At 67.9% G+C, this 23687-nt stretch carries 24 protein-coding genes; 9 read left to right on the plus strand and 15 right to left on the minus strand.

Going from position 1 to position 23687, the window contains the following annotated elements; all coding sequences use genetic code 11:
- Positions 1-16 precede the first annotated feature (16 nt).
- The 3 genes from N5D20_RS18015 (at position 17) to N5D20_RS18025 (ending at position 3210) form a co-directional block, all read left to right on the plus strand.
- Positions 17-826 (plus strand): uroporphyrinogen-III synthase, encoded by an 810-nt coding sequence (locus tag N5D20_RS18015; protein WP_197578552.1) that lies wholly within the window; start codon positions 17-19, stop codon positions 824-826.
- A gap of 104 nt (positions 827-930) precedes the next feature.
- Entirely contained in the window at positions 931-1908 is a 978-nt protein-coding gene (locus N5D20_RS18020) for a uroporphyrinogen-III C-methyltransferase (protein ID WP_054170683.1), read from the plus strand.
- Between the two features lie 6 nt (positions 1909-1914).
- Entirely contained in the window at positions 1915-3210 is a 1296-nt protein-coding gene (locus N5D20_RS18025; protein ID WP_197578551.1) for a heme biosynthesis HemY N-terminal domain-containing protein, read from the plus strand.
- A gap of 50 nt (positions 3211-3260) precedes the next feature.
- On the opposite strand, the gene N5D20_RS18030 is transcribed toward N5D20_RS18025, so the two are convergent.
- Positions 3261-4556, minus strand: a complete 1296-nt coding sequence (locus N5D20_RS18030; RefSeq protein ID WP_029550824.1) for an acetyl-CoA C-acetyltransferase — start codon at positions 4554-4556, stop codon at positions 3261-3263.
- 93 nt (positions 4557-4649) lie between these two features.
- Between N5D20_RS18030 and N5D20_RS18035 the strand changes: the two genes are divergently transcribed.
- Positions 4650-5537, plus strand: coding sequence for a hypothetical protein (locus tag N5D20_RS18035; protein ID WP_049435410.1), 888 nt, complete (start codon positions 4650-4652; stop codon positions 5535-5537).
- A 151-nt stretch (positions 5538-5688) separates the two neighbouring features.
- Here N5D20_RS18035 and N5D20_RS18040 read toward each other — a convergent pair whose 3' ends face one another.
- The 4 genes from N5D20_RS18040 to N5D20_RS18055 form a co-directional block, all read right to left on the minus strand.
- Positions 5689-6315: a superoxide dismutase family protein gene (locus N5D20_RS18040; protein ID WP_019336498.1), complete on the minus strand. Its 627-nt coding sequence runs from the start codon at positions 6313-6315 to the stop codon at positions 5689-5691.
- A 31-nt stretch (positions 6316-6346) separates the two neighbouring features.
- Complete coding sequence (locus tag N5D20_RS18045; RefSeq protein WP_010487189.1) at positions 6347-6916, minus strand: superoxide dismutase family protein; 570 nt, start codon at positions 6914-6916, stop codon at positions 6347-6349.
- Positions 6917-7009: 93 nt separating this feature from the next.
- A complete protein-coding gene (gene ntrC, locus N5D20_RS18050) occupies positions 7010-8458 on the minus strand; it encodes a nitrogen regulation protein NR(I) (protein ID WP_197578550.1) in 1449 nt (482 codons plus the stop codon).
- Positions 8451-9512 (minus strand): ATP-binding protein, encoded by a 1062-nt coding sequence (locus tag N5D20_RS18055; RefSeq protein WP_049435405.1) that lies wholly within the window; start codon positions 9510-9512, stop codon positions 8451-8453. Before N5D20_RS18055 ends, ntrC begins: the two co-directional genes overlap by 8 nt.
- A 135-nt stretch (positions 9513-9647) precedes the next feature.
- Here N5D20_RS18055 and N5D20_RS18060 point away from each other — a divergent pair, with 135 nt between their 5' ends.
- Positions 9648-9929: a type II toxin-antitoxin system RelE/ParE family toxin gene (locus tag N5D20_RS18060; RefSeq protein WP_088023182.1), complete on the plus strand. Its 282-nt coding sequence runs from the start codon at positions 9648-9650 to the stop codon at positions 9927-9929.
- Positions 9930-9942: 13 nt separating this feature from the next.
- Complete coding sequence (locus tag N5D20_RS18065; RefSeq protein ID WP_088023180.1) at positions 9943-10239, plus strand: HigA family addiction module antitoxin; 297 nt, start codon at positions 9943-9945, stop codon at positions 10237-10239.
- Positions 10240-10302: 63 nt separating this feature from the next.
- On the opposite strand, the gene N5D20_RS18070 is transcribed toward N5D20_RS18065, so the two are convergent.
- From N5D20_RS18070 to glnA, 6 genes are all read right to left on the minus strand, one after another.
- Positions 10303-10617: a hypothetical protein gene (locus N5D20_RS18070; protein ID WP_049435403.1), complete on the minus strand. Its 315-nt coding sequence runs from the start codon at positions 10615-10617 to the stop codon at positions 10303-10305.
- Between the two features lie 84 nt (positions 10618-10701).
- Positions 10702-11877 carry an MltA domain-containing protein gene (locus N5D20_RS18075; protein WP_197578549.1) on the minus strand — a complete coding sequence of 392 codons (1176 nt, stop codon included), beginning with the start codon at positions 11875-11877 and terminating at the stop codon, positions 10702-10704.
- Positions 11878-11944: 67 nt separating this feature from the next.
- On the minus strand, positions 11945-12691 hold the full coding sequence (locus N5D20_RS18080; RefSeq protein WP_054170676.1) for an N-acetylmuramoyl-L-alanine amidase: 747 nt from the start codon (positions 12689-12691) through the stop codon (positions 11945-11947).
- Between the two features lie 257 nt (positions 12692-12948).
- On the minus strand, positions 12949-14379 hold the full coding sequence (amt, locus tag N5D20_RS18085) for an ammonium transporter (RefSeq protein ID WP_049435399.1): 1431 nt from the start codon (positions 14377-14379) through the stop codon (positions 12949-12951).
- A gap of 21 nt (positions 14380-14400) precedes the next feature.
- Positions 14401-14739, minus strand: a complete 339-nt coding sequence (locus N5D20_RS18090) for a P-II family nitrogen regulator (protein WP_004134334.1) — start codon at positions 14737-14739, stop codon at positions 14401-14403.
- A gap of 324 nt (positions 14740-15063) precedes the next feature.
- Positions 15064-16473, minus strand: a complete 1410-nt coding sequence (gene glnA / locus N5D20_RS18095; protein WP_005407550.1) for a type I glutamate--ammonia ligase — start codon at positions 16471-16473, stop codon at positions 15064-15066.
- A gap of 223 nt (positions 16474-16696) precedes the next feature.
- Between glnA and N5D20_RS18100 the strand changes: the two genes are divergently transcribed.
- From N5D20_RS18100 to N5D20_RS18110, 3 genes are all read left to right on the plus strand, one after another.
- The gene (locus N5D20_RS18100) at positions 16697-17491 is read left to right on the plus strand and encodes an undecaprenyl-diphosphate phosphatase (protein ID WP_049444436.1); all 795 of its coding nucleotides are present in this window, start codon (positions 16697-16699) and stop codon (positions 17489-17491) included.
- Positions 17492-17564: 73 nt separating this feature from the next.
- Positions 17565-18392: an META and DUF4377 domain-containing protein gene (locus N5D20_RS18105; protein ID WP_197578548.1), complete on the plus strand. Its 828-nt coding sequence runs from the start codon at positions 17565-17567 to the stop codon at positions 18390-18392.
- A gap of 60 nt (positions 18393-18452) precedes the next feature.
- Positions 18453-18971, plus strand: a complete 519-nt coding sequence (locus tag N5D20_RS18110) for an META domain-containing protein (protein WP_100051438.1) — start codon at positions 18453-18455, stop codon at positions 18969-18971.
- A gap of 132 nt (positions 18972-19103) precedes the next feature.
- Here N5D20_RS18110 and N5D20_RS18115 read toward each other — a convergent pair whose 3' ends face one another.
- From N5D20_RS18115 to N5D20_RS18130, 4 genes are read right to left on the minus strand one after another with little or no spacing between them, the layout of a single operon-like run.
- Positions 19104-19715: a YbhB/YbcL family Raf kinase inhibitor-like protein gene (locus N5D20_RS18115; RefSeq protein ID WP_019337126.1), complete on the minus strand. Its 612-nt coding sequence runs from the start codon at positions 19713-19715 to the stop codon at positions 19104-19106.
- 10 nt (positions 19716-19725) lie between these two features.
- Positions 19726-21795, minus strand: coding sequence for a tetratricopeptide repeat protein (locus N5D20_RS18120; RefSeq protein WP_197578547.1), 2070 nt, complete (start codon positions 21793-21795; stop codon positions 19726-19728).
- Between the two features lie 56 nt (positions 21796-21851).
- Positions 21852-22841 carry an alpha/beta fold hydrolase gene (locus N5D20_RS18125; RefSeq protein WP_029380138.1) on the minus strand — a complete coding sequence of 330 codons (990 nt, stop codon included), beginning with the start codon at positions 22839-22841 and terminating at the stop codon, positions 21852-21854.
- 52 nt (positions 22842-22893) lie between these two features.
- Positions 22894-23685, minus strand: coding sequence for a lysophospholipid acyltransferase family protein (locus N5D20_RS18130; RefSeq protein WP_019337597.1), 792 nt, complete (start codon positions 23683-23685; stop codon positions 22894-22896).
- Positions 23686-23687: the final 2 nt, after the last annotated feature.

Below are 23687 nucleotides of genomic sequence, written 5' to 3' on the forward strand. Positions count from 1 at the left end.
ACGAAGGGCCCGCATAATGCAGGCAATGGCCGACCATACGATACCCACTGGCGCCGCCGGTTCCGAGCCGGGCTGGACCTTCATTTCGCTGCGGCCGCAGGGCCAGAATTCCGCGCTGCGCCGCGCCGTTGCTGGGCTGGGCGGGCATGTGGTGGCCCTGCCGCCCTGGCGTCTGCAGCGCCTGAACGGCACGCCAGTGGTGCGTCAGCTGCAACGCACGCTGAACTGCGATCGGGTGGTGTTCACCAGCCCGGCCGCCGTTACTGCGGCCGCCACCCTGCTGCCACTGGCCGAAGCACAACGCAGCCCGTGGCTGACCGTGGGCGAAGGCACCGCGCGCGCGCTGCGGGCGCAGGGCGTCGCCGAGGTACATGCACCGCAGCGGATGGACAGCGAGGGCCTGCTGGCGCTGCCGGTGCTGGCCGAGGTGCAGGGCCTGCGCATCGGACTGGTCACCGCCCCCGGCGGGCGCGGCCTGATTGCTGCACACCTGCAGGCCGCCGGCGCCACGATCGAACGTGCCGATGTCTATCAGCGCTACCTGCTGCGCCTGTCGCCCCGCACGCTGGCTCGATTGGCGTATTCAGCGCAGCCGTGGGTGCTGGCGGTCAGCAGTGGTGAGGCGTTGCTGCATTTCTGGCAGCAGCTTCCGCCGGCATTGCAGCAACGCTTTCAGGCACACGCCACCGTGGTCGTGGCCAGCGAACGGCTCGGCGAACAGGCGCACGCATTGGGGCTGCAACGCGTGGCGCGCGCGGCCGGGCCCACCACGGCACAACTGGTGGCCGCTGCACACGCCACGCTCACCGTCCCGGCAGCGACCTGAACAGGGACGTGGGTCACGCTTGCCGCTGTGGTCGGCAACAGTGATGCTGTGCACAACGCGGCCTGCCGGAACCTGACCGGCGACGTTGCCGACAAGGAAGCCCCATGAACGAGACTCCGCCCGTTTCCCCGCCCCGTCGACCCGTGCGCTGGCTGTTGCCGCTGGCCGGGGTGGTCGTGCTTGGCGTGGGCGGCTATGCCGGCTGGTACGTCTGGCAACAGCAACAGCACGAACAGGAAGCGCAGGCACAGACCACGGCCGTGCAGCTGCAGGGCCTGCAGGCGACGCTGGATGCATTGCGCCGCGACCAGCGCGCGACCAGCCAGCGCCTGCAGGATGCGGCGACCACCAACCGCGTGCTGCGCGACGAGATGCTGGGCCTTTCGCAGCGCAGTGCATTGCTGGAAGAGAACCTGGCCAAGCTGGCCGACAGCGCCAACCAGGGCCGCCAGGCGGTACAGCGCGATGAGGCCGAGCTGCTGTTGACCCAGGCGGCACAGCGACTGAACTACGCCGACGACGTGGACGGCGCACGCCGCCTGTATGCACAGGCCGCCACCGCCTTGGCCGATCTGCCCGACAGCGACGGACTGAATCTGCGCCAGGCCCTGGTGCAGGAGCGCGATGCACTGGATTCCCTTGGTGCCGGCCCGCGCGCGCAATCGCTGCAGCGCCTGGATAGCCTGGCCAAAGCCCTGCAGGGCCTGCCCTCGCAGGTAACAGGCGGCAGCGCGCCCGGCGCCGGCAAGCCCTGGTGGCAGGCCACGCTGGCCCCGTTCGTGGACATCAGCCCCAGCCGCCAGAACGGTCCGCTGACGGCCGCCGAGCGCCGCAATGCAGACGATGCACTGCAACTGGAACTGACCCTGGCGCGCGCCGCGATCGAACGTGGCGACCGCACCGGCCGCGATACTGCGCTGGCACGCGTGGAGCATTGGGCGCAACGGCGCTGGCCGGATTCACCGGCCCTGCGCGCGCAACGTGCTGAACTGAAGGCCTTGCGCGAGCTTCCGCTGCAGGCCAGCAACGCTGTTCTTGGCAGCACCCTGCAGCAGCTGCGTACCCAGACCGACCGGAGGTAATCCCCCATGAAACCCTTGCAATCCCTGGTCGTGCTGTTGCTGGCCGTGGCCATCGGCGTGGTTGCCGCGCAATGGCTCGGCGCCGATGACCTCAACCGCTTCGGCGAAGTGACCCTGCGCTACGGCGGCTACGACTACCACAGCAACCTGCCGAAGGTGGCGCTGCTGTCGGTGATTGCGGTGCTGGTGCTGTGGCTGCTGTGGAGCCTGATCGCTGCACCGTTCCGCGCCTGGGGCCGCTACCGCCGCAAGCAGGGCCGGGTGCGCCTGATCGACGGCCTGCAGGCCTATGAGCACGGCCAGTGGCAGCGTGCCGAGAAGCTGCTGGACGGCGCCGCCAAGGATCCGGAAGTGAGCGCGGTGGCGCTGGCCAACGCCGTGCGCAGTGCGCAGGCGCGTGCCGACGGCCCCGCCGGTGAAGCGCTGCTGCAGCGCCTGGGCGAAAGCGATGCCACCCTGCAGGCGCTGCTGCGCGCCGAACAGCTGCTGGCGCGCGACCTGCCGGTGGATGCGATCAACACGTTGGATGTGGCGGCGATCCAGCCGCTGCCGCCGCGTGGTCTATGGCTGCGAACCGAAGCGCTGGCACAGGCCGGTCGCGCCCACGAGGCGTATGGCCAGCTGGGTGCACTGCGCCAGAGCAAGGTGCTGCCGACCGACGCGAACAGCGAGCTGGAAGCACGCCTGGCGGCACAGGCGCTGCTGGAAGCGGCCGACGTCAACGCGCTGGCCGCGCAATGGGAAGCCACGCCGAAGGCGCTGCGCCCCACCCCGGACGTGGTTGGCGCCTATGCCAGCCGCGCGGTAGCCCTGAACTGGGACGAGCCGGCGCTGCTGGCGCTGGAACAGGCCCTGGACCATCGCTGGGACGACGAACTGGTGGCGCTGTATGGCCGCCTGCCGGCCGAGCGCCTGGCCACCCGCCAGAGCAACCTGGCGCGCTGGCGCAACGTGCATGACGAGTCGGCCGCGCTGCGCCTGGCACAGGGCCGCGTGGCCCTGGCCCAGCAGCAGTGGGATGCCGCCGATGCGTTCCTGCATGAGGCCATCGCCGCCGGCGCCGGTGCCCAGGCGTGGGAGGCACTGGGTGAGCTGTTCGCGCAGCGTGGCGAGCACGCGCTGGCCGCGCAGTGCCTGGCCAACGCGCTGCGACTGCAGCGCGGCGAGGACAGCGTGGAGCTGGTGCGCGGCATTGAGGCACCTGCACGTGCCACGGTGGAGGAGCAGCCGATCGCAGTGCAGCCGCCGGTGTATGACGCCAACGAAGAGCGCGACGAATTCGGTAATCCGCGGTTGACGTAAGCATGGCTGAGGTGTGCCGACCAACGGTCGGCACCCACCGATGGATGCGATCAGCGTTCGACGATCGCCACCACGCCCATGCCGCCGGCGGTGCAGATCGACACCAGCGCGCGGCCGCCGCCGCGTTCGGCCAGCTGCTTGGCGGCCGTAGCAATCACGCGGGCGCCGGTGGCAGCGAACGGGTGGCCGGTGGCCAGCGACGAACCCAGCAGGTTGATCTTGTCCGGGTCGATGCGCCCCATCGGTGCGTCCAGGCCCAGGCGGTTGCGACAGTAATCCTCGCTCTCCCACGCACGCAGGGTGCACAGCACCTGCGCGGCGAAGGCTTCGTGGATCTCGTAAATGTCGAAGTCCTGCAGGGTCAGGCCATTGCGCTTGAGCATTTCCGGCACAGCCACGGTCGGTGCCATCAGCAGGCCCTCGCCATGCACGAAGTCCACCGCAGAGACATGCGCATCGCGCAGATAGGCCTGCGGCTCATGGCCGTGCGCACGTGCCCACTCTTCGCTGGCCAGCAGCACGGCGGCGGCGCCGTCGGTCAGCGGGGTGGAGTTGGCGGCGGTGAGCGTGCCGCGGCCGGAGACCTTGTCGAAGGCCGGCTTCAGCGTGGCCAGCTTTTCCAGCGAGGTATCCGGGCGCAGGATGTTGTCGCGCTCGACGCCGCGGAACGGTGCGATCAGGTCGTTGAAGAAGCCACGCTCATAAGCGGCAGCCAGCTTCTTGTGCGACGACACCGCCCACTCGTCCTGCGAGTCGCGCGAGATGTTCCATTCCTTGGCCATGTCCTCGCAGTGGTCGCCCATGCTCTTGCCGGTGCGCGGCTCGGCCACGCCCGGGAACTCGGGCTTCAGTTCGGAGAACTTGAAGCCGGCGGTCAACGCGCGGATCTTGTCGCCGGTGCTCTTGGCACGGTTGGCGGCCAGCAGGCGCGCGCGCAGCTTCTTGCCGTAGACGATCGGCACGTCGGAGGTGGTGTCCGAACCACCGCCGATGCCCGATTCAATCTGGCCCAGCGCGATCTTGTTGGCGACGGTGATGATGCTGTCCAGCGAGGTGCCGCAGGCGCGCTGCAGGGTGATGCCCGGGGTCAGCGGCGACAGGCCGGAGGACAGCGTGGCTTCGCGGCCCAGGTTCCAGTCGCTGGAGTGCTTGATCACCGCACCCATCGCCACTTCACCCAGCTGCTGGCCGTGCAGGCCGAAACGTTCGACCAGCGCGCCCAGCGTACGGACCGACATGCCGAGGTTGCCGACATCCGAATACGCGGTGTTCTGGCGGCAGAACGGAATGCGGACGCCACCGAGGATGGCGACGGGACGAGCGTTGGGCATGGAGATACCTGGCATGGATGAGGGTGTCTGCAACATGGCCTGCACGACGGAGCAGGCATAATGGAGCCAAGTGTAGCTGCCGCCCTGTGATGGGCCAACCGTGGAACCATGAGCAAACCCGACCCCGCGATGAATGCCCTTGGCGTGCTGGCCCTGGAACTGGCCGGCGGCGAAATCCCCCGCCAGGCGGTGCTCAGCGCTGAACAGGCCGGTGAACTGGCCGATCGCGTCGGCCGCGACCTGTCCAAGCTGGTGCCGCAGGTGGCCGAGCTGGACCTGGTGTTCGCCGCCGCCCATTTCGACCCGGCCGAAGTACTGCGCCCGGGCTGGCCGATCCATCGCCGCCTGGAAGAACTGCAGATGCGTGCGCCGGGCCGCAACCAGGGGCCGCGCCTGCTGGCGTTCGGTACTGACGCCCAGGGTGACGTGCCACTGCCGTTCCAGGCCGATGCCAGCCTGGTGGGCGGTGGCCTGCGTGTGGTGCCGTTCCTGCTGACCGGCAGTGACGTGGCCACCACCAATGCGGTGGCCGAGGCGCTGGAAGAGACGCTGCTGGCCAACGGCATGGCGCATGCCGACACCGCGTTGATGGCGCAGAACACCTTTGGTGCGCGCATCGAGCACGCGCGCTATTTCACCGTGAACGACCTGGCCGCGATGATGTCGATGCAGTACGACAACCAGGGCTTGGCCGCGCTGTGGCCGCTGATCGAGACGGCGATCATGGCGCCGGGCGAGGACGAGTGGCTCAATGCCGCGCCCGAGCCGCTGCTGCGCTATACCCATGGCGAGGCACGCATGGCGCTGTTCGACCCGGCCGGCTGGTGCGCGCACTACGATCATGGCAAGAACGACTGCGACCGCCTGAAGGGCATCTACGAGCAGTTCCTGATGCGCCAGCGGCAGATGGCCGCCGTGCTGGAAGCGCACGGCGTGCCGGTGCTGTTCGTGCACTGCGAGGCAGGGCAGGACGCGCGCGAGCTGCTGGCGCGCTGACAGGAAACGGGCGCCGCGTGTTGTAGAGCCGAGCCCATGCTCGGCTCAGGCCGCCGGAAGCACAGCCGAGCGTGGGCTCGGCTCTACAGGAAGCGATGCAAAGAAAAACGCCGGCTTGCGCCGGCGTTTTCCGTTCCCAGCAGGATCGCCCTTACGGGGCCTTCTGGATCACCGCACATGCCAGGCGCGCGCCGGCGTTGCCGGTCGGCTGGGTCTTGTAGTCGTCCGCGTCGGCGTGGACGATCAGGCCACGGCCGATGATGTCGAAGTCATCACCCTTGCCGATGTTGACGTTGCTCGACACCGGGCCGTCGATGGTGGCCACGCCCTTGTCGTCGGCCTTGATGTTGGGCATGTCGCCACCGTGGTGCGGATCAGCGGACACGCTGCCGTGATCCTGCTTGCCCGGGTTGAAGTGGCCACCGGCGCTCATGCCGTCCGGGGCGCTGCAGTCGCCCTTCTCGTGGATGTGGAAGCCGTGCTCGCTGCCCGGCTTCAGGCCGCTGATCTGGCCGGTCACGTGGACCTTGCCGTCAACCACCTTGAAGGTGACGCTGCCCTTGGTCTCGTTGCCCTGGGTCGGTGCCAGTTCGGCGGTGGCGGTGGCATCGGTGGCCGCTGCAGCGGCCGGCGCCGGCGTTGCGGCCGGTTCGGTGGTGGCGCCGTCGGCCGGTGCGGCCGGCGGGGTTTCAGCCTGCGGCGCGGCCGGCTGCTGGTTGCAGGCCGCCAGGCCCAGTGCAGCAATGGCTGCGAACAGCGACGTGTGGATCAAACGCATGGAATCTCTCCCTGGATGATGCCTGCAGTGATCAGCGGACAACCCGGATCACGCCACAGGCGATGCGGACGCCGGCATTGCCGGCGGGCTGGCTGCGATAGTCGTCGGCGTTGGCATGCACGACCAGTGCACGTCCGGCGATATCGGTGGCGGCGCCTCCGCCAAGGGTAACGCCCTTGAGGTGGATATCGACGTTGGCGCGGCCCTGGGCGTCGGCACGCAGATTGTCCATGTCGCCCAGGTGGTGCTTGCCGGTGCCGGCGCGGCCATGCGCAGCGCCACCGGGATTGAAGTGATTGCCGGCACTGCTGGCGTCCACCGCGCTGCAGTCGCCACGCTCATGGATGTGGAAGCCGGCCTGCTGCATCGGCTGCAGGCCACCGATCAGGCCGGTGATGTGGAGACCACCGGGCTCCACCATCAGCGCGATGCGGCCACTGACGATACTGGCCGAGGCCGGCGAGAGATTGGCCTCGGCCTGTTTCGCGGCGCTGACCACGGTCGGTGGCGGCGGGGTGGGCTCGGCCTTCTTCGGCGCACTGCCACAGGCAGACAGCAGCACGGCGGCGGACAACGGCAGGATGGCGAAGGACAGACGCATCGAAGACTCCTTGCAGGTGACACTACGGACGGCATCGTCCATGAACGATCAACGGTTCGGCAAGCGGGCGCGAGGATCGCGTGCAGGGACCGTTCAATGGCCCCCGCGGCGGCGGCCAGCGCCCAGTTTGCGGGTAAGGGTATTGCGGCCCAGGCCCAGGCGGGCAGCGGCTTCGGCACGACGGCCATGGGTGATCTGCAGCGCGGCCTCCAGCAGGGCATGGTCGACCCGCTCGCGCACCTGCGCGTGCAGCCCTTCCACGCCTTCGGCCAGCTGACGGCGTGCCCATTCGGCCAGCAGCGCTTCCCACTGGCCTGGATCGGCACCGCTGGTGCTGCTGCGACGGCCGCGCGTGCGGTTGAGCGCGGTATCGACGTCGGCCACGCCGATGGTGTCGGCGGCGGCCAACGCCGCCATCCGCCAGCACACGTTTTCCAGTTCGCGCACGTTGCCCGGCCAGTCGTGTTCGCGCAGCGCCTGCAGTGCGGCAGCGGTCAGGCGCTTCGGCGGCGTATCCAGCTTGCGTGCGGCGGCGGCCAGGAAGGTGCTGGCCAGTTGCGCGATGTCCTCGCGGCGCTCGCGCAGCGGCGGCAGCTGCAGGCGCACCACATCCAGGCGGTGCAGCAGGTCGGCACGGAACTTCCCCTGTGCAACCAGCCCTTCCAGATCCTGATGGGTGGCGGCAACCACGCGCACGTCGACGCGGATCAGTTCACGGCCACCCACGCGGAAGAACTCGCCCTGCGCCAGCACGCGCAGCAGGCGCGTCTGCAACGGCAACGGCATGTCGCCGATTTCATCAAGGAACAGGGTGCCGCCGTTGGCCTGCTCGAAGCGGCCGATATGGCGGCGCTGCGCGCCGGTGAAGGCACCAGCCTCGTGGCCGAACAACTCGCTTTCCAGCAGCTCTGACGGGATTGCAGCGGTATTGAGCGCGACGAACGGCCCCTGCGCGCGCGGCGATTCGCGATGCAGCGCATTGGCCACCAGCTCCTTGCCGGTGCCGGTCTCGCCGGTGATCAGCACCGCCAGCGGCGCCTGCGCCAGGCGGCCGATGGCCCGGAACAGCGCGCGCATCGGCGGGGTATCGCCCACCAGTTGCGGCGGTTGGTCGCTATGCGCTTCCGCCGCAGGTGTGGGCGCCGCCAGTGCCGGCGCAATTGCCGGCAGCACACGCTGCGCCAGCGCCACCGCGTCGTCCAGGTCGAACGGTTTGGACAGGAATTCATGCGCGCCACCACGGAACGCACCGGCCGTGCTGGCCACATCGGTATAGGCCGACATCACCACCACCGGCAGCTGCGGCAGCGCGGCCTTGAGCTTGTCCAGCAGCACCAGGCCATCGTCGCCAGGCATGCGCACATCGGTGAACAGCAACGCCGGCGGCGGGCCATCGCTCAACGCCTGCAGGGCGGGGGCGGCGCTGTCGAAATCGACGACCTGGTAGCCCGCCTCGCGCAGCGCGGTGCACAGCACGAAGCGCACGGCACGATCGTCGTCGACCACCCAGATGCGCTGCGGGGACGAAGAAGACTCAGACATCGCGCGGGGCCTCCTCGGCCGGGGCGGCGCCACTGACGATCGGCAGCAGCAGGGTGAACACGGTATGGCCCGGGCGCGAGCGGTAGGTCAGCGTGCCGCGATGCTCGCGCGCGACCTGCTGGGCCAGCGCCAGGCCCAGCCCGGTGCCTTCGGCGCGGCCACTCACCAAAGGCAGGAACAGGTGTTCGGCCAGTTCCTCGGGCACCCCACGGCCGTCGTCGGCGATCTCCAGGCGCAGCGCCAGCGTATGCAGCTGCTCGGCGATGCGCACGCCATGCTCCACGCGGGTGCGCAGGGTGATGCTGCCGGCACCGGCCTGGATCGCGTTGCGCACCAGGTTCCACACCGCCTGGGTGAGGCGGTCGGCGTCGCCATGGAATTCGGGAATGCTGGGGTCGTAGTCGCGCTGCAGGCGTACCGCCCAGCCGGCCTCGTTCTCGGCCAGGCGCAGCACGCGCTCCAGCGCGGCATGGATGTTCAGTTCGGCGTGCGGCGCCGCCGGGGCCGGCGACAGCAGCTGGTCGAGCAGGCCATTGAGGCGTTCGATCTCCGAGCCGATCAGTTCGATCAGCTCGCGTTCGCTGGCGTCGCGCTGGGCCGCACGGCGGGCCAGCAGCTGGGCCGCGCCCTTCAGCCCGGCCAGCGGGTTGCGCAGCTCGTGGGCCAGCCCCTTCAGCGCTGCACTGAGCGCGCTGGGCAGGGCCTGGGTCGGGTCCAGCCCGGGGAATTCATCGACCGGATGCGCCTCCAGCAGCCAGCCGCCATCGTCGCGGCGGCTCATCCAGCCCTCGGCAAAGCGCGGGGCCTCGCCGGGCACCGCCAGCGCCAGCCGGTTCAGGCGCAGGCTATCGCGCTCATCGCGGGCCAGGAAATGGGCCAGTGCCTCGCCCTGCACTTCCAGTGCGGCCAGCGGCCGGCCCAGCAGTCGCCGGACACTGACACCCAGCCAGCGGGCAAAGGCCGGATTGCAGCCGGCAATGCAGCCATCGGCCCCGGCCCAGGCCAGCGGCGTGCCGAGGGCATCGAGGGACGGCGGGGGTGCGGGGTCGGACATTGCACCAATGTAGTGCAAAACGCGGGTCCAGCATCAGATCGCATCGAATGCGTCGCCGTCGCGCCCGGGAATTACGCGCCACGCTTGCCGAGGGAATACTAACGCCTTACGATACTATCGCCACACGTTATCAATATGCCGATCCAATCATTTGCCTGCAAACGTACGCAGGCACTGTTTGAAGGTCATCGCGTGCAGAGATGGCACCACATTGAAGCTGCCGCGCTGCGAAAGCTGGCCATGCTCAATGTGGCAGCTGATCTGCGGGATCTGCGTTTGCCGCCAGCGAACAGACTGGAATCGCTGCATGGGGACCGGCGCGGCCAGTACAGCATCCGCATCAATGACCAGTTCCGGCTGTGCTTTGTCTGGTCTCGGGAAGGTCCTGCCGAGGTCGAAATTGTCGATTACCACTGAAGGAGTCGCGCGAGTGCGAACCGCCCCCTATCCCGCTCCCGGCGAGATCCTGTTGCATGAATTCCTGGAGCCTCTGGGCATCACCCAATACCGGCTGGCCAAGGCAATTGGCGTCTCACAACGCCGTATCGGCGAGATCGTCTCCGGCGATCGCGCAGTCACTGCGGACACCGGGCTGCGCCTGTCCCGCTACTTCGGCGTTTCCGACAAGTTCTGGATCGGCCTGCAGGCCGACTTCGATGCCGCGATGACCAAGGAAAAGCTGGCCGACGTGCTTGCCCGGATTGAACCCTACAACGCGGCTGCCTGAGCCTTGGCCCCGGGGTCAGAACCCTTTCCCTGCGGAAAGGGATCCGAGCCCGGGCAGCCGGCGTTACACCGGGTAGCCGGTGGCTTCCCTGGCCTTCTTCCAGGCGCTTTCGAATTCGCGCGCGGAGATTTCGTCGTCCTCGTCGAAATCCAGGAACGACACCGGCTGGTCGGCCAGCAGGAAGCGGTCGTCGCTGTGGGCATGCTCGTCGGCCCAGACCATCTTGGTGCCGTAGATTTCCACCTGGCGCACGATCTTCTCGCCACGCGCTTCCATCAGCACGTTGCCCTTGCCCAGGCCCGATTCGGCCCAGTGCTTGTAGTACTTCTTTGCGGCGGATTTCGCGCCGGATTTTGCGTTGTGCTTTGCGTAGGTCATTGCAGAGGTCCTGGCCGCAGACGCGGCCGGAAAGTTCGGAATGGCGCCATTATCGCCCGACCTCGCAGCGCGCAGGTGAGCGCTTCATTGGGCCGGCGCCGGCAACGCCACGCCCTTCGGCCACAACATCCAGATGTTGCCCTTCTGCTTCATGTCGCCGGCCAGCTTGCCGGCGGCATCGCCGCTGCCCCAGTACAGGTCGGCGCGCACTTCACCGGCGATGGCACCGCCGGTGTCCTGCGCGGCCACCGGGCGCACCACCGGGCTGCCGTCCGGGCGCGTGGTGGACAGCCACAGCAGGCTGCCCAGCGGCACCACGCTGCGGTCCACCGCCACGCTGTAGCCGGCGGTGAGCGGCACATTCAGTGAACCGCGTGGACCTTCCGGGCTGTCCGGGTTGCGCACGAAAAACACGTAGCTGGGATTGCTGCGCAGCAACTCGGGTACCCGCGCCGGATGTGCCTTCGCCCATGCGCGGATCGTGCCCATGGTGACGTCTTCCTTCTTCAGCTCGCCCTGCTCCACCAGCCAGCGGCCGATCGCGCGATAGGGATGGCCGTTCTGCTCGGCATAGGCCAGCCGCACTTGCCTGCCATCGGACAGGCGCACCCGGCCGGATCCCTGGATCTGCAGCAGCTGCAGGTCCATCGGGTCGGTCAGCCAGGCCAGCACCGGCGCCTTGGCGCCCTTGGCCGCGATGGTGCCGGCGTCGTCATAGGGCTTGAGCACCTTGCCTTCGACGCGCCCGCGCAAACGCTTGCCCTTCAGTTCCGGGTAGAGGCTCTCCAGCTGCACCACCACCAGATCATCCGGCGTGCCGTACACCGGCACGGTCGCCGTGGCGGTACGGGTGAGGCTGCCCGGGTAGATGGGTTCGTAGTAGCCGGTGATCAGGCCATCGGCCTGGTGGCCGCCGGCGCGCAGCGCGTAGACATCGAGGTCGCGCTGCAGGAACTGGCGGATCGCGGCCGGGTCCCTGTCCGCCACAGTCGCGGCGGTGGCGCAGGGTCTGGCCCAGACCGCATCGTTCTTCAGGCGGGTGCAGCTGCTGCGCCAAGCAACGAAGCCGGCCTGCAGATCGCTGTCGGAGACCGGCGGCAGTGCGCTCCATGCGACCTTGGCGTAGGTGGCCGCCGGCGGTGTGACTGCCGTCGGCACTTCGGATCCGGTGCGGGGGGCGGTGGTGGAGCAGCCGGCGAGCAAGGCCGCTGCCAGCAGGATGCAGTGCCTGCGCTTGAAGAAGGTGGCGGAATCGATCATGCCGCCATGGTGGCGGGCCGGCCGCTGGGCGGCAACCCAGCGTGGGGTCAAGCGTTCATGCGCGGGGTCACGGCGTCTGCAGCAGCAGTGAATGCAGGATGCGGGCGTCCTCGGCATCCAGCGTCTTCGGCAGGTCGTCGCGGCCACGGAAACGGCGATGGAAGGCGGCGACGGTGGCCTCGCGGTTGTCCAGCGGATAGCCGAAGCGGGCCAGCGCATTCCACGCGTCGAAGCCTTCCGGCGCAGCACCATCGGCGGCGCGCGGCCACACCCCGAAGCCGGCCTCGGCCAGCTGCTGCCACGGGAAGAAGCGGCTCGGATCCTGCTTGCGCGTCGGTGCCAGGTCGGCGTGGGCGATCACCTGGCGCGGCGGGATGTTCAACCGGGTAGTGAGATCGCGAAGCAGCACGATCAGCGATTCGATCTGCGCCGCACTGAACGGGCTGCGGCCATCGTTGTCGAGTTCGATGCCGATCGAGGCCGAATTGAGATCGGTGATGGTGCCCCAGCGTCCGGCCCCCGCATGCCAGGCGCGGCGCACATCGGCCACCAGCTGGTAGCGATGGCCATCGGCGCCGATCAGGTAGTGCGCGCTGACCGGTCCACCACTGTTGGCCGTGCGCAGCGTGTGCAGGCTCTGCTGCACCGATTTCTGCTCGGTGTGGTGGATGACGATGATGACCGGCGTGCGCGCGTTCTGGTTGGGTGATGGCACCCAGGTGGCGAGCGGGTTGCGGGTTTCCTGCGGCGCGGAGGCACAGGCGGCCAGCAGGAGGCAGGCCGAGAGCATCAGGGACGTGCGGATCGGGTGCATGGCCTGATTGTGCGCGATCAGCCGCGATGATGCATGCCGCCGTGCCGAGCAAGCTTGGCACCCACCAGAGAGGATGCGGTAGATCCACGCCATGCGTGGATGGGCTACCAGCTGTGCCGACCAACGGTCGGCACCCACCAGAGCAGTCCCAGACCCTGTGCCAAGCAAGCCTGGCACCCACCAGAGCAGGAGCAGTGCCAGGCTTGCCTGGCAGCCACCAAACGCAAAGGCGGCCCCGCAGGGCCGCCCGTCATGCATCAGGCCTCGTAGGCCGATTCGCCGTGCGAGGTCACATCCAGGCCGGTGCGTTCGGCCTCTTCGGTCACGCGCAGGCCGACCACGCTGCGCACCACCAGCAGGATCAGCGTGGTCACCACCGCCGACCACACCACGGTCAGGCCGACGCTGACCACCTGCACCCAGACCTGGTGCGCGATATCCAGATCGGCCTTGGTGCCGCCCAGCGACTGTGCACTGAACACGCCGGTAAGGATCGCGCCGACGATGCCGCCGACACCATGCACACCGAACACGTCGGCGGTGTCGTCCACCTTCAGCAGGCGCTTCAGGCCGGTCACACCCCACACGCAGACCACGCCGGCGACGAAGCCGATGACGATCGCGCCGAGCGGGCCGACGGTGCCGCAGGCCGGGGTGATGCCGACCAGGCCGGCCACCGCACCCGAGGCCGCGCCCAGCGCCGACGGCTTGCCCTTGCCGATGGCTTCCACCAGGGTCCAGCCGAGCACCGCTGCGGCAGTGGCCAGCACGGTGTTGAGGAAAGCCAGCGAAGCCACGGTATCGGCCGCGGCGGCGGAGCCAGCGTTGAAGCCGAACCAACCCACCCACAGCAGCATCGCGCCGATATAGGTGAACGGCACGTTGTGCGGCTTCAGCGCGGTCTGGCCATAGCCCAGGCGCTTACCGACGAACCACGCGGCCACCAGACCAGCCACGCCCGCATTGATGTGGACCACGGTGCCACCGGCGAAATCGATCGCGCCCATTTCACCCAGATAGCCGCCGCCCCAGACGATGTGCGCCATCGGGATGTAGCTGAGGGTGAACCACAGCGCCGAGAACAGCAGCACCGCTCGGAACTTGATGCGTTCGGCGAAGGCACCAACGATCAGCGCGGTGGTGATGCCCGCGAAGGTCGACTGGAAGGCCACGAACAAGTAATCCGGCAGGCCCTTGATCGGCGTGTTGCCCACCGACTCGGGAGTGAAGCCCTTGAGGAAGGCGAATTCAGTGAACGAGCCGAAGAACGGATTGCCCGCGCTGAACACCGCGCTGTAGCCATAGGCCACCCACAGCAGCAGCACCAGCGAGAACACCACCAGGATCTGGCTGAGCACCGACAGCACGTTCTTCGAACGCACCAGGCCGCCGTAGAACAGGGCCAGGCCCGGCACCACCATCAACAGCACCAGCAGGGTGGAGGTGAGCATCCAGGCCACATCGCCGCGATCATAGGCGGCCGCCGCTTCGGCCACGGCCGGCGCAGCGGCTGTGGCAACCGGATCCTGCAGCGGTTCAACGGCCACGCTTTCGCTCGGCAGCGGCGACACCTGCACCTGGGCATGGGCACTGCCCGGCCAGGCACCGGCAGCCAGCGCGCTGAGCAACATCAACAGGCACACCAGGTGGAACCGGGCTTGCCACCCGGTGAGAAGGCGCATCTTCATGGGGGAGTCTCCGGAAGGGGGTTACAGCGCGTCGGCACCGATTTCGCCGGTGCGGATGCGGATGACCTGTTCGACGGCGGTGACGAAGATCTTGCCGTCACCGATCTTGCCGGTGCCTGCAGACGACTGGATCGCTTCGATCACCGCGTCGGCACGCTCGTCGGTGACCACGGTTTCGATCTTGATCTTGGGCAGGAAATCGACGACGTACTCGGCGCCGCGATACAGCTCGGTGTGGCCCTTCTGGCGACCGAAGCCTTTCACTTCGGTCACGGTGATGCCCGACACGCCCGCGTCGGACAAGGCCTCGCGGACCTCGTCGAGCTTGAACGGCCGGATGATGGCGGAGATCAGTTTCATGCGCATGTCCCGAGGGTGGATGGGGCCAGCGCGCCAGCGCGCGTTGGCATCAGGCAACCAGCGGCCATCAGGGTGATGGCCGTGGCTGTTGCACCGGACACGTACAGGGCCGGGACGGCCGTGCCTCTCTCCTTGCACGACCGACGCGGGAGGGAGGGCGGCCCTGGTCGCGTATCCGGTCTTTCTCTTGCCCCTGGATCTGGGGTCCGATCCCATTCGTAGACGAATGGGATCCGACCTCGATCTGACCGCGGCTCCCCAGCCGCGAAAACGGAAGCGATGGCGGCGGGTGGGAGGGGGAAGCCCACCGCCATCGCCCCCCGGTCAGCTGGCGTAGTACAGCTGGTATTCCAGCGGGTGGGTGGCCGCGCGGAACTTGGTCACTTCCTGCATCTTCAGCGCGATGTAGCCGTCGATGAAATCATCGCTCATCACGCCACCGGCCTTCAGGAACTCGCGGTCCTTGTCCAGCGCTTCCAGGGCCTGGTCCAGCGAGGAGCAGACCTGCGGGATCAGCTTCTCTTCTTCCGGCGGCAGGTCGTACAGGTCCTTGTCGCTCGGTGCGCCCGGGTCGATCTGGTTCTTGATGCCGTCCAGGCCGGCCATCATCAGCGCGGTGAAGGTGAGGTAGCCCGACTGGATCGGGTCCGGGAAGCGCATTTCGATGCGGCGTGCCTTCGGGTTGGAGACCCACGGAATGCGGCACGAGGCCGAACGGTTGCGGGCCGAATAGGCCAGCATCACCGGCGCTTCGAAGCCCGGCACCAGGCGCTTGTAGCTGTTGGTGCCCGAGTTGGCGAAGGCATTGATGGCCTTGGCGTGCTTGAAGATGCCGCCGATGTACCACAGCGCCAGCTGGCTCAGGCCGCCGTAGCCGTCACCGGAGAACAGGTTGGTGCCGCCCTTGGACAGCGACTGGTGCACGTGCATGCCGCTGCCGTTGTCGCCGACGATCGGCTTGGGCATGAAGGTGACGGTCTTGCCATTGCGGTGCGCGACGTTCTTGATCACGTACTTCATGCGCAGCAGTTCGTCGGCCTTCTGCACCAGGGTGCTGAACTTGGTGCCGATCTCGCACTGGCCGGCGGTGGCCACTTCGTGGTGCTGCACTTCCACTTCGATGCCGACCTGTTCCAGGGTCTTGCACATCTCGGCGCGCAGGTCGTGCAGGGTGTCGGTCGGCGGCACGGGGAAGTAACCGCCCTTCACGCCCGGACGGTAGCCGCTGTTGGCACCGTCGTACTTGGCGCCGCTGTTCCAGGCGGCTTCTTCGGAATCGACCTTGAAGAAGGTGTTGCCCATTTCATTGGCGAAACGGACCGAATCGAAGATGAAGAATTCCGGCTCCGGGCCGAAGAACGCGGTTTCGGCGATGCCGGAGGACTTCAGGTAGGCCTCGGCGCGCTTGGCGATGCCGCGCGGGCAACGGCCATACGGCTGCATGGTGGCCGGGTCGAGGATGTCGCAGCTGATCACGATGGTCGGATCGGCGTAGAACGGGTCGACGTAGGCGCTGGCGGTATCCGGCAGCAGCACCATATCCGACTCGTTGATGCCCTTCCAGCCGGCGATCGAGCTGCCATCGAACATCTTGCCTTCTTCAAACAGCGACGGCTCGACGATGCTGACCGGGAAGGTCACGTGCTGCTCGACACCACGCATGTCGACAAAGCGCAGGTCGACGAACTCGATCTGGTTGTCCTTGATCAGCTTCTCAACGTTTTCCACGGACATCGGTACGACCTCGGATGGGGATGAATGCCTGCTGAGGTAGAGCAACGACCGTGCCAACTTTTCGCTAGCCGCAAGTCATTGATTTAAAAAAGGGCGCCCCGTGGCGGTGCAGGACGGTGCGCACCAAACGGGTGCACCCATCACCAGACGCACCCGTTTGGTGCAGCAGGGATCGTCTATCCTCTCGACCTTCTTCCTTCCGCCGCGCGTGCACGCACCGTCCATGTCCGACCTGCTCTCCGCCCTGCTGCTGGGCATCCTCGAAGGCTTGACCGAATTCCTGCCGATCTCCAGCACCGGCCACCTGCTCATCGCCCAGCACTGGCTGGGTGCCCGCTCGGACTTCTTCAACATCGTCATCCAGGCCGGCGCGATCGTGGCCGTGGTGCTGGTGTTCCGCCAGCGCCTGCTGCAGTTGGCCACGGGCTTCAACCAGCGCGAGAACCGCGAGTACGTGTTCAAGCTGGGCGCCGCCTTCCTGGTCACCGCAGTGGTCGGCCTGGTGGTGCGCAAGGCCGGCTGGTCGCTGCCGGAGACGGTCAGCCCGGTGGCCTGGGCACTGATCATCGGTGGCGTCTGGATGCTGCTGGTGGAGGCCTACACCGCGCGCCTGCCCGACCGCGACCAGGTGACCTGGACGGTGGCGATCGGCGTGGGCCTGGCGCAGGTCGTGGCCGGCGTGTTCCCCGGCACCTCGCGCTCGGCCTCGGCGATCTTCCTGGCCATGCTGCTGGGCCTGAGCCGTCGCGCCGCCGCCGCCGAGTTCGTGTTCCTGGTCGGCATTCCCACCATGTTCGCCGCCAGCGCCTACACCTTCCTGGAAATGGCCAAGGCCGGGCAGCTGGGCAGCGAGAACTGGACCGACGTGGGCGTGGCCTTCGTTGCCGCGGCCATCACCGGCTTCGTCGTAGTGAAGTGGCTGATGGGCTACATCAAGTCGCACAGGTTCACCGCCTTCGCCATCTACCGCATCGCGCTGGGCGCGGCATTGCTGCTCTGGTTGCCGTCCGGCAGCTGAACAGCGCCGGGGCACGGCAACCCCGTTGCCGGCCCCACCCCGTTTCCCCCACGGTTCCCCAAGGAGACTCACCATGAACCGCAAGCTCACCCTGCTCCTCCCGCTGGCCCTGATGGCCGCCTGCAGCCAGACCCCGGCCCCGGCCGGCAACGGCGGCGACGACGTGGCCCCAGCCGCGGCCAAGGCAGCAGACCAGCAGACGCTGGCGCACCTGGATGCGCAGCGCCTGCAGAGCCAGCACTGGCTGCTGCAGCAGGCCACCGGCGCCGACGGCAAGCGCATCGACGCGCTGTTTGCCCGCGAAGACAAGCCGGTCACCCTGGACTTCGCTGATGGCCGCCTGTCGGTCAGCAACGCCTGCAACCACATGGGCGGCGGCTACACCCTGGCCGATGGCAAGCTGACGGTCAGTGCGATGGCCTCGACCCTGATGGCCTGCACCGACAAGGCGCTGATGGCACTGGACGAGGCCGTGTCGAGCCGCCTGCAGGGCGAGCTGAAGGCCGAGCAGGATGCCGATGGCAAGCTGACCCTGACCACCGCCAAGGGCGACGTGCTGGTGTTCAACCCGGAGCCGACCGCTGAAACCCGCTACGGCGGCGCTGGCGAAACCGTGTTCCTGGAAGTGGCCGCCAAGACCGAGAAGTGCTCGCACCCGCTGATCCCGGACTACCAGTGCCTGCAGGTGCGCGAAGTGAAGTTCGACGACAAGGGCCTGAAGCAGGGTGAGCCGGGCAAGTTCGAGAACTTCTACGGCAACATCGAGGGCTACACCCACGAAGACGGCGTGCGCAACGTGGTGCGCGTGAAGCGCTACGAAGTGAAGAACCCGCCGGCTGATGCGCCGTCGCAGGCGTACGTGCTGGACATGGTGGTCGAGTCGGCCATCGAGAAGAAGTAAGAAAACAGAAGGGCGGCCGCGAGGTCGCCCTTCTTCCATGGGACACCTTGAAGTCGAGCCATGCTCGGCTGGGCAGAAGGCAGTCCAGCATGGCTCGACTCTACATACCCAACCGCCAAGGAGACAGGCATGATTCTTTCCCGCATTTTCGCGCTCCTGCTGGCCACAACGCCTGCCGGCCTCGCGGCAGCCAGTGATGCCAGCGATCTGCAACGCCTACAGGCATACGAGTGGCATCTCACCCACGCAGTCGACAGCAACGGCAAGCGCCTGGATGCACTGTTCATCGCCAGTGATCCGCCCGTCGGTCTGTTGTTCCGCGGCACCAGTGCCAACGTGCTGAACCTGTGCAACGGCATGGGCGGCCCATACACGTTGAAAGACAGCCAGCTCACGTTGGGCAGCATGGAACAGAACCTGAAGGGATGCTTCGGTGCCAAAGGCGAACAGGAAACCGAAGCCAAGCGCAGGATTCTGGGGACCTCCACACTGATCATGGGTCGCGCGGGGCCGTTGACCCTGCATACCGCACGTGGCGACACGCTGGTGTTCGCGCCGGTACCACTGAAAAACAGATGAGAAGTGCAGCCGGCAAGGTCGAGCCGGCTCGATCGGGGCTTTATAGAGGCCAGCCATGCTCGACTGGGCGAAAAGCAGGCGAGCATGGCTACAGAAAGCAAAGTCGGGTTTGGCCCGGCCCTGCAGACGCGCTCAACCCAGCGCAGGATTCAATGTGTAGGTGCCGTGCAACGCCGCTTCGGCCAGCACGTGGCCGTGCATGGCGCGATACGCGTCTGCGGCGGTGAAGCGTGCCGGAAGCTCCAACGAGGCCACGTCCAGCGCAAACACGCGGAAGAAGTAGCGGTGCACGCGTTCGTCGTTGAACGGCGGATACGGGCCGTCGTAGCCCAGATAGTCACCGGCCATGTCCGGATTGCCGGCAAACCAGCCGGTGAAGTCGTTCAGGCCCTGGCGGCTGCCGGCCGGGCCCGCCGGTGCGGTCTTGCCCTTCACCACGAAGCCATCGCTGCAGCTGCCGGCGGCGATCTCCTGCACCGAGGCCGGGATATCGGCCATCACCCAGTGCACGAAGTCGCAGCGCGGCTGGTCGCGCGGCACGGTCATGTCGCTGCGGCCGACCGTTTCCGCAACGGTCGGCACATCCGGGTCCACGCACACCAGCAGGAACGAACGCGTGCCTTCCGGCGCGCCGTTCCAGGCCAGGTGAGGGTTGCGGTCCGGCGCGAAGCCGGCGGCATCGCCGGCGGCGAACTCGCGGTCGATCGGCGCGCCGTTGGTCAGGCTGTGGCTGCTCAGTTGCATCGGCTTCTCCTTACTCTTCCGGGTAACCCAGGCGCACCGCAATCGGGGTGAGCTTGGCAAAGGCGGCGCTCATCACGTCGCGATAGTTGCGCCAGTGGCCCGGCGGGAAGCGCGGTGCGCCCAGCTGTGCGGCCGGCGGCATCTGCCGCTCGAACAGGCGTCCCAGCAGCTCGGCCATCGCATGCGGATCGTTGCCGATCTGGTCGATGCGCAGCAGCACGTGCGGGTACAGATCTTCCTCGTGCAGGGTGGCAACCTGCGCCAGCGCGCGCGCCAGCCATTCGCTGGCTTCAGCCAGCGAGGTCATCGCCAGCGGTGCGGCGGCGCCGTAGGCCACCCAGTCCAGCAGCATGTCGCGCGGATCACGCAGCACCAGCACCAAGCGCCCCTGCGGCAGCTGCGGGCGCAGCGCCCACAGCAGTGCGTTGTCCCACCACAGCAGCCAGTCGATGACGGCATCGCCCTGCACGCCGCGCACGGGCAGCTGCTCGCGCCAGCGCTGCACCAGACGCTCCGGGGTCAGCACGCCGGAGGCGAGGTCCTGCAGCGTGTGGTAGTTCTGGAAGGCATCATCCGGCGGATTGCTGGTGTAGCGGTCGCTGCGCAGCACCGGGCTGGCGGCGGCCAGGCCGGTCGCAACCCGCTCCACGCCCGAACCCGGCGCGCCCCACAGGAAGATCGGCGCGGAGCTGGCGTCAGCGTCGATCTCGCCCTTGTCCGGCCAGCTCGGCGGTGCCTTGGCCTGCGGCGGCAGCGGCAGGCGCTGCGGCGCCTGGTCGGCCTGCAGCGCCATCCACGTCTGCAGCGCCTGTTCCGGCTGGCCAGCGCGATCCTGGATTTCACCCAGCCAGGTACGCAGGTCGGCGCGATGACCGTCCGGCGCCCTGTCGATCAGCGCCTGCACGCGGGCGATCGCGGCGACCGGATCACGCTGCAACAGGCCTTCGACCAGGCGGGTTTCGCCGCTGACGCGGCCCGGTTCGAGGCTGACGATACGCTCGGCGATGGCTTCAGCCTGTTCGTGTTCGCCCACCATGTCATGCAGGCGCAGGCGCGCTTCCAGGGCCGGCAGATGACCTGGCATCGCATCCATCCAGCGTTCCACGGTCGCAGCGGCGGTCGGGCTGCCCACTTCTTCCACGGCCAGGCGCGCCAGCCACAGGTCGTGCAGCTGCGGGTGCTGCTCCAGGGCGGCGTCCAGGCGCGCGCGGGCCTCGTCTTCGCGGCCCAGGCGCTGCCAGGACATCAGCAGCAGCTGCAGCACCTGGCGGTCGTCGGGGATCGATTCCAGCAACGGCAGCAGGTGGTCCAGCGCCTGCAGCGGCTGGCCACCACGCAGCGACAGTTCACCGGCCAGGCGGCGCATCGACGGTGTATCCATGCCTTCCTGCTGCAGGGCGATCTGCATCGCTTCGGTAGCCGCCTCCAGGTTGCCCTGGCGCAGCGCCAGCTGCACCACCAGGCCATGCAGCGAGCTGATGGCCGGGTTCAGTTCCAGCACGCGGCGGAACGCCTGCTCGGCGAAGGCCAGCATGTCCTTGCCCAGGTAGGCGAAGCCCAGCGCGTACAGCACGCGGGTGTCGTTGGGCTGCGCCTGGTTGGCCGCCGACAGCAGCGTCAGCGCACGATCCGGATCGTCACGGCGCAGCGCGATCATGCCGTCGATGGTCAGCAGTTCCGGGTGATCCGGCTCAACGCGCGAGGCCAGCGTGGACAGGCGCTGGGCTTCATCGAAGTCGTTGCGGCCGATCGCCAGGTGCGCCTGCATCAGGTAGGCGGAGAAGGAGTTCGGGTCGAGCCCGGTGGTGCGCGCCAGCGCTTCGTCGGCGCCTTCATACTGGCGCAGGGCCAGCAGCAGGCCAGCATGCTGCAGGTGCAGCTGGGCGTCGTCCGGTGCCAGCTGCAACGCCTGCTGCAGGGCTTCCATGGCATCTTCGGCCTTGCCCTGCTGCTGCAGCGCAAGCGCCAGCCAGCGGTGGGCGCCGGCCTGGCCGGGTTCATCACGGGTCCATGCCTGGGCCAGCTGCACGGCCTGGTCAGCCTGGTTCTGGCGCAACGCTTGGATGATCTGGTCTTGCATGGCGGTCCGGTTCAAGTGCAAACCCGCATTGTAGCGGTCCACGCACCGGTGCCGGTTCAGCCCGCCAGCACCCGCTGCAGGCGCTGCGCCACCCAGCGCTCGGAGAAGCCGTCACCCCGCCAGTTTTCCAGGAAGCCGCAGTGGCCTCCCCAGCAGGCGGTTTCCAGGTGCGCCTGGCGCGGCAGCTGCCAATCACTGAAGGTCGCGTACGGGATCACCGGGTCGTCCTGCGCCATCAGGATGTCGGCCGGCACCTGCAGGGTGGACAGGCGGTCACCGGCAATCGAATAGCCATCGAAGTAGGCCTGCAGCGAGCCGAAGGTGGTGTGCCGTTCGACCAGCCAGGCGGTCAGTGCACGGATGTCCAGCTTCAGCACGCGGTCGTCGCAGTCGCTCAACTCCGGGAACAGATCGCGCTTGCGGCGCAGCGAACCGGCCCACTTGCGGCGGAAGTACCAGTCGTACATCGCCGGGCCGTTCTCGATGTTCTCCATGGTCAGCGCCGGATCCAGCACCGGGCACACCGAGGCCACGCGCAGCAGCGGCACGCCGGCGGCCGGTGCACGCAGGGCCAGGCGCAGCACGAAGTTGCCACCCAGCGAATAGCCGGCGGCCACCAGCGGCAGCTGCGGCCAGCGCTGGGCGATGTCGCCTGCGGCGTGCACCACTTCATCGATGAGATTGGAGTGGAAGATGCCGGGATTGAGATGATGGGTGTTGCCGTGGTCGCGGAAGTTCAGCCGCACCACGTCGAAACCCTGCTCGATCATGCGCGCGGCGGCCATGCGCATGTAACTGGATTCGGCACTGCCTTCCCAGCCATGCAGCAGCAGCGCGACACCCTTCGGCTCGCGGCCTTCGACATGACTGTGCCAGCCCTGCAGGCGCACGCCATCACCGCCATCGAGGATCAGCTCTTCGCTGACTGCACCGGTGGCCGCCAGCAGCAGCAGGCCGCGCTGCAGGCGCATGCGGCTGGAACTGAGCATCGACTGCAGGTGCGGATTGCGCAGCCAACGCGGCGGCTGATAGTCAGCCGCATGCAGCGTCGGCGTACCGGCGTCCAGGACAGGTGGCGGTATCAGGGCCACCGCACCCTCACTGCGTGCTCATGGCCGCCACGATGCGCGCGCGCGAGGTTTCCGCGATGCGTCGACGGCCTTCCAGGTCCTGGGTACCGATCGGCTCCAGGAAATGCACTTCGGTATGCCGCGCCGGCTCACCCAGCAGGCGCAGGAAATTGGCGGCGAAACTCTCGCCCGGGCCGAACGCGACGATGGTCTGTGCGTCGCCCTTCATCCCGTACACCAGCGCCACCGGCTGCACCGGCACGCCGGTTTCAACCGCGGCCTGGAAGATGCGGGCATGGAACGGCCCCACTTCGTGGCCACCGCGGGTGCGCCCTTCCGGGAACACGCCGACCGCCTTGCCGGCACGCAGGCGATCGGCCATCACCTGCATCACCCCACCGAGCGATTCGGTGTTGCCACGCTGATGGAAAATGGTCTGGCCACGCGCGGCCAGCCACCCGACCAGCGGCCAGCTGGCGATCTCGCGCTTGGCAACGAAGCCCATCATGCGCTGGCTGTGCAGGATGGAGATGTCGACCCAGCTGACGTGGTTGGCGACGAACAGAACGGCACCGGGCAAGGGCTGGCCCACCCGTGACAGGCGGAAGCCGAAGATCCACATCAGCCCGCCCTGCCACCAGTTCACCACCTTCGCGCCGAAGGTATCCTCGCCCACGCGCAGCTCGCCCCACGGCGGAAGCATGCCGATCAGGATCAGCGGCAGGAACACGGTGATGTGGACCAACAGCAGCGGTACGCGGTACAGGTAACGGCACACACGCGCCACGCCGCCACGGGGGGCCGGAGTGGGGGAAGTCATCC

Source organism: Stenotrophomonas sp. GD03877 (assembly GCF_029840555.1).
In the GTDB taxonomy this organism is placed as follows: Bacteria; Pseudomonadota; Gammaproteobacteria; order Xanthomonadales; family Xanthomonadaceae; genus Stenotrophomonas; species Stenotrophomonas geniculata.

Coding starts and splice junctions, on each gene's coding strand:
- N5D20_RS18040 (WP_019336498.1), bottom strand. CDS start 6,315: ATGCGTTTGATCCACACGTCGCTGTTCGCAGCCATTGCTGCACTGGGC.
- N5D20_RS18045 (WP_010487189.1), bottom strand. CDS start 6,916: ATGCGTCTGTCCTTCGCCATCCTGCCGTTGTCCGCCGCCGTGCTGCTG.
- N5D20_RS18090 (WP_004134334.1), bottom strand. CDS start 14,739: ATGAAACTGATCTCCGCCATCATCCGGCCGTTCAAGCTCGACGAGGTC.
- N5D20_RS18070 (WP_049435403.1), bottom strand. CDS start 10,617: ATGACCTACGCAAAGCACAACGCAAAATCCGGCGCGAAATCCGCCGCA.
- glnA (WP_005407550.1), bottom strand. CDS start 16,473: ATGTCCGTGGAAAACGTTGAGAAGCTGATCAAGGACAACCAGATCGAG.
- N5D20_RS18130 (WP_019337597.1), bottom strand. CDS start 23,685: ATGACTTCCCCCACTCCGGCCCCCCGTGGCGGCGTGGCGCGTGTGTGC.
- N5D20_RS18120 (WP_197578547.1), bottom strand. CDS start 21,795: ATGCAAGACCAGATCATCCAAGCGTTGCGCCAGAACCAGGCTGACCAG.
- N5D20_RS18015 (WP_197578552.1), top strand. CDS start 17: ATGCAGGCAATGGCCGACCATACGATACCCACTGGCGCCGCCGGTTCC.
- N5D20_RS18030 (WP_029550824.1), bottom strand. CDS start 4,556: ATGCCAGGTATCTCCATGCCCAACGCTCGTCCCGTCGCCATCCTCGGT.
- amt (WP_049435399.1), bottom strand. CDS start 14,379: ATGAAGATGCGCCTTCTCACCGGGTGGCAAGCCCGGTTCCACCTGGTG.
- N5D20_RS18115 (WP_019337126.1), bottom strand. CDS start 19,715: ATGCAACTGAGCAGCCACAGCCTGACCAACGGCGCGCCGATCGACCGC.
- N5D20_RS18105 (WP_197578548.1), top strand. CDS start 17,565: ATGAACCGCAAGCTCACCCTGCTCCTCCCGCTGGCCCTGATGGCCGCC.
- N5D20_RS18025 (WP_197578551.1), top strand. CDS start 1,915: ATGAAACCCTTGCAATCCCTGGTCGTGCTGTTGCTGGCCGTGGCCATC.
- N5D20_RS18035 (WP_049435410.1), top strand. CDS start 4,650: ATGAGCAAACCCGACCCCGCGATGAATGCCCTTGGCGTGCTGGCCCTG.
- N5D20_RS18055 (WP_049435405.1), bottom strand. CDS start 9,512: ATGTCCGACCCCGCACCCCCGCCGTCCCTCGATGCCCTCGGCACGCCG.
- ntrC (WP_197578550.1), bottom strand. CDS start 8,458: ATGTCTGAGTCTTCTTCGTCCCCGCAGCGCATCTGGGTGGTCGACGAC.
- N5D20_RS18100 (WP_049444436.1), top strand. CDS start 16,697: ATGTCCGACCTGCTCTCCGCCCTGCTGCTGGGCATCCTCGAAGGCTTG.
- N5D20_RS18110 (WP_100051438.1), top strand. CDS start 18,453: ATGCTCGGCTGGGCAGAAGGCAGTCCAGCATGGCTCGACTCTACATAC.
- N5D20_RS18075 (WP_197578549.1), bottom strand. CDS start 11,877: ATGATCGATTCCGCCACCTTCTTCAAGCGCAGGCACTGCATCCTGCTG.
- N5D20_RS18020 (WP_054170683.1), top strand. CDS start 931: ATGAACGAGACTCCGCCCGTTTCCCCGCCCCGTCGACCCGTGCGCTGG.
- N5D20_RS18060 (WP_088023182.1), top strand. CDS start 9,648: ATGCCGATCCAATCATTTGCCTGCAAACGTACGCAGGCACTGTTTGAA.
- N5D20_RS18080 (WP_054170676.1), bottom strand. CDS start 12,691: ATGCACCCGATCCGCACGTCCCTGATGCTCTCGGCCTGCCTCCTGCTG.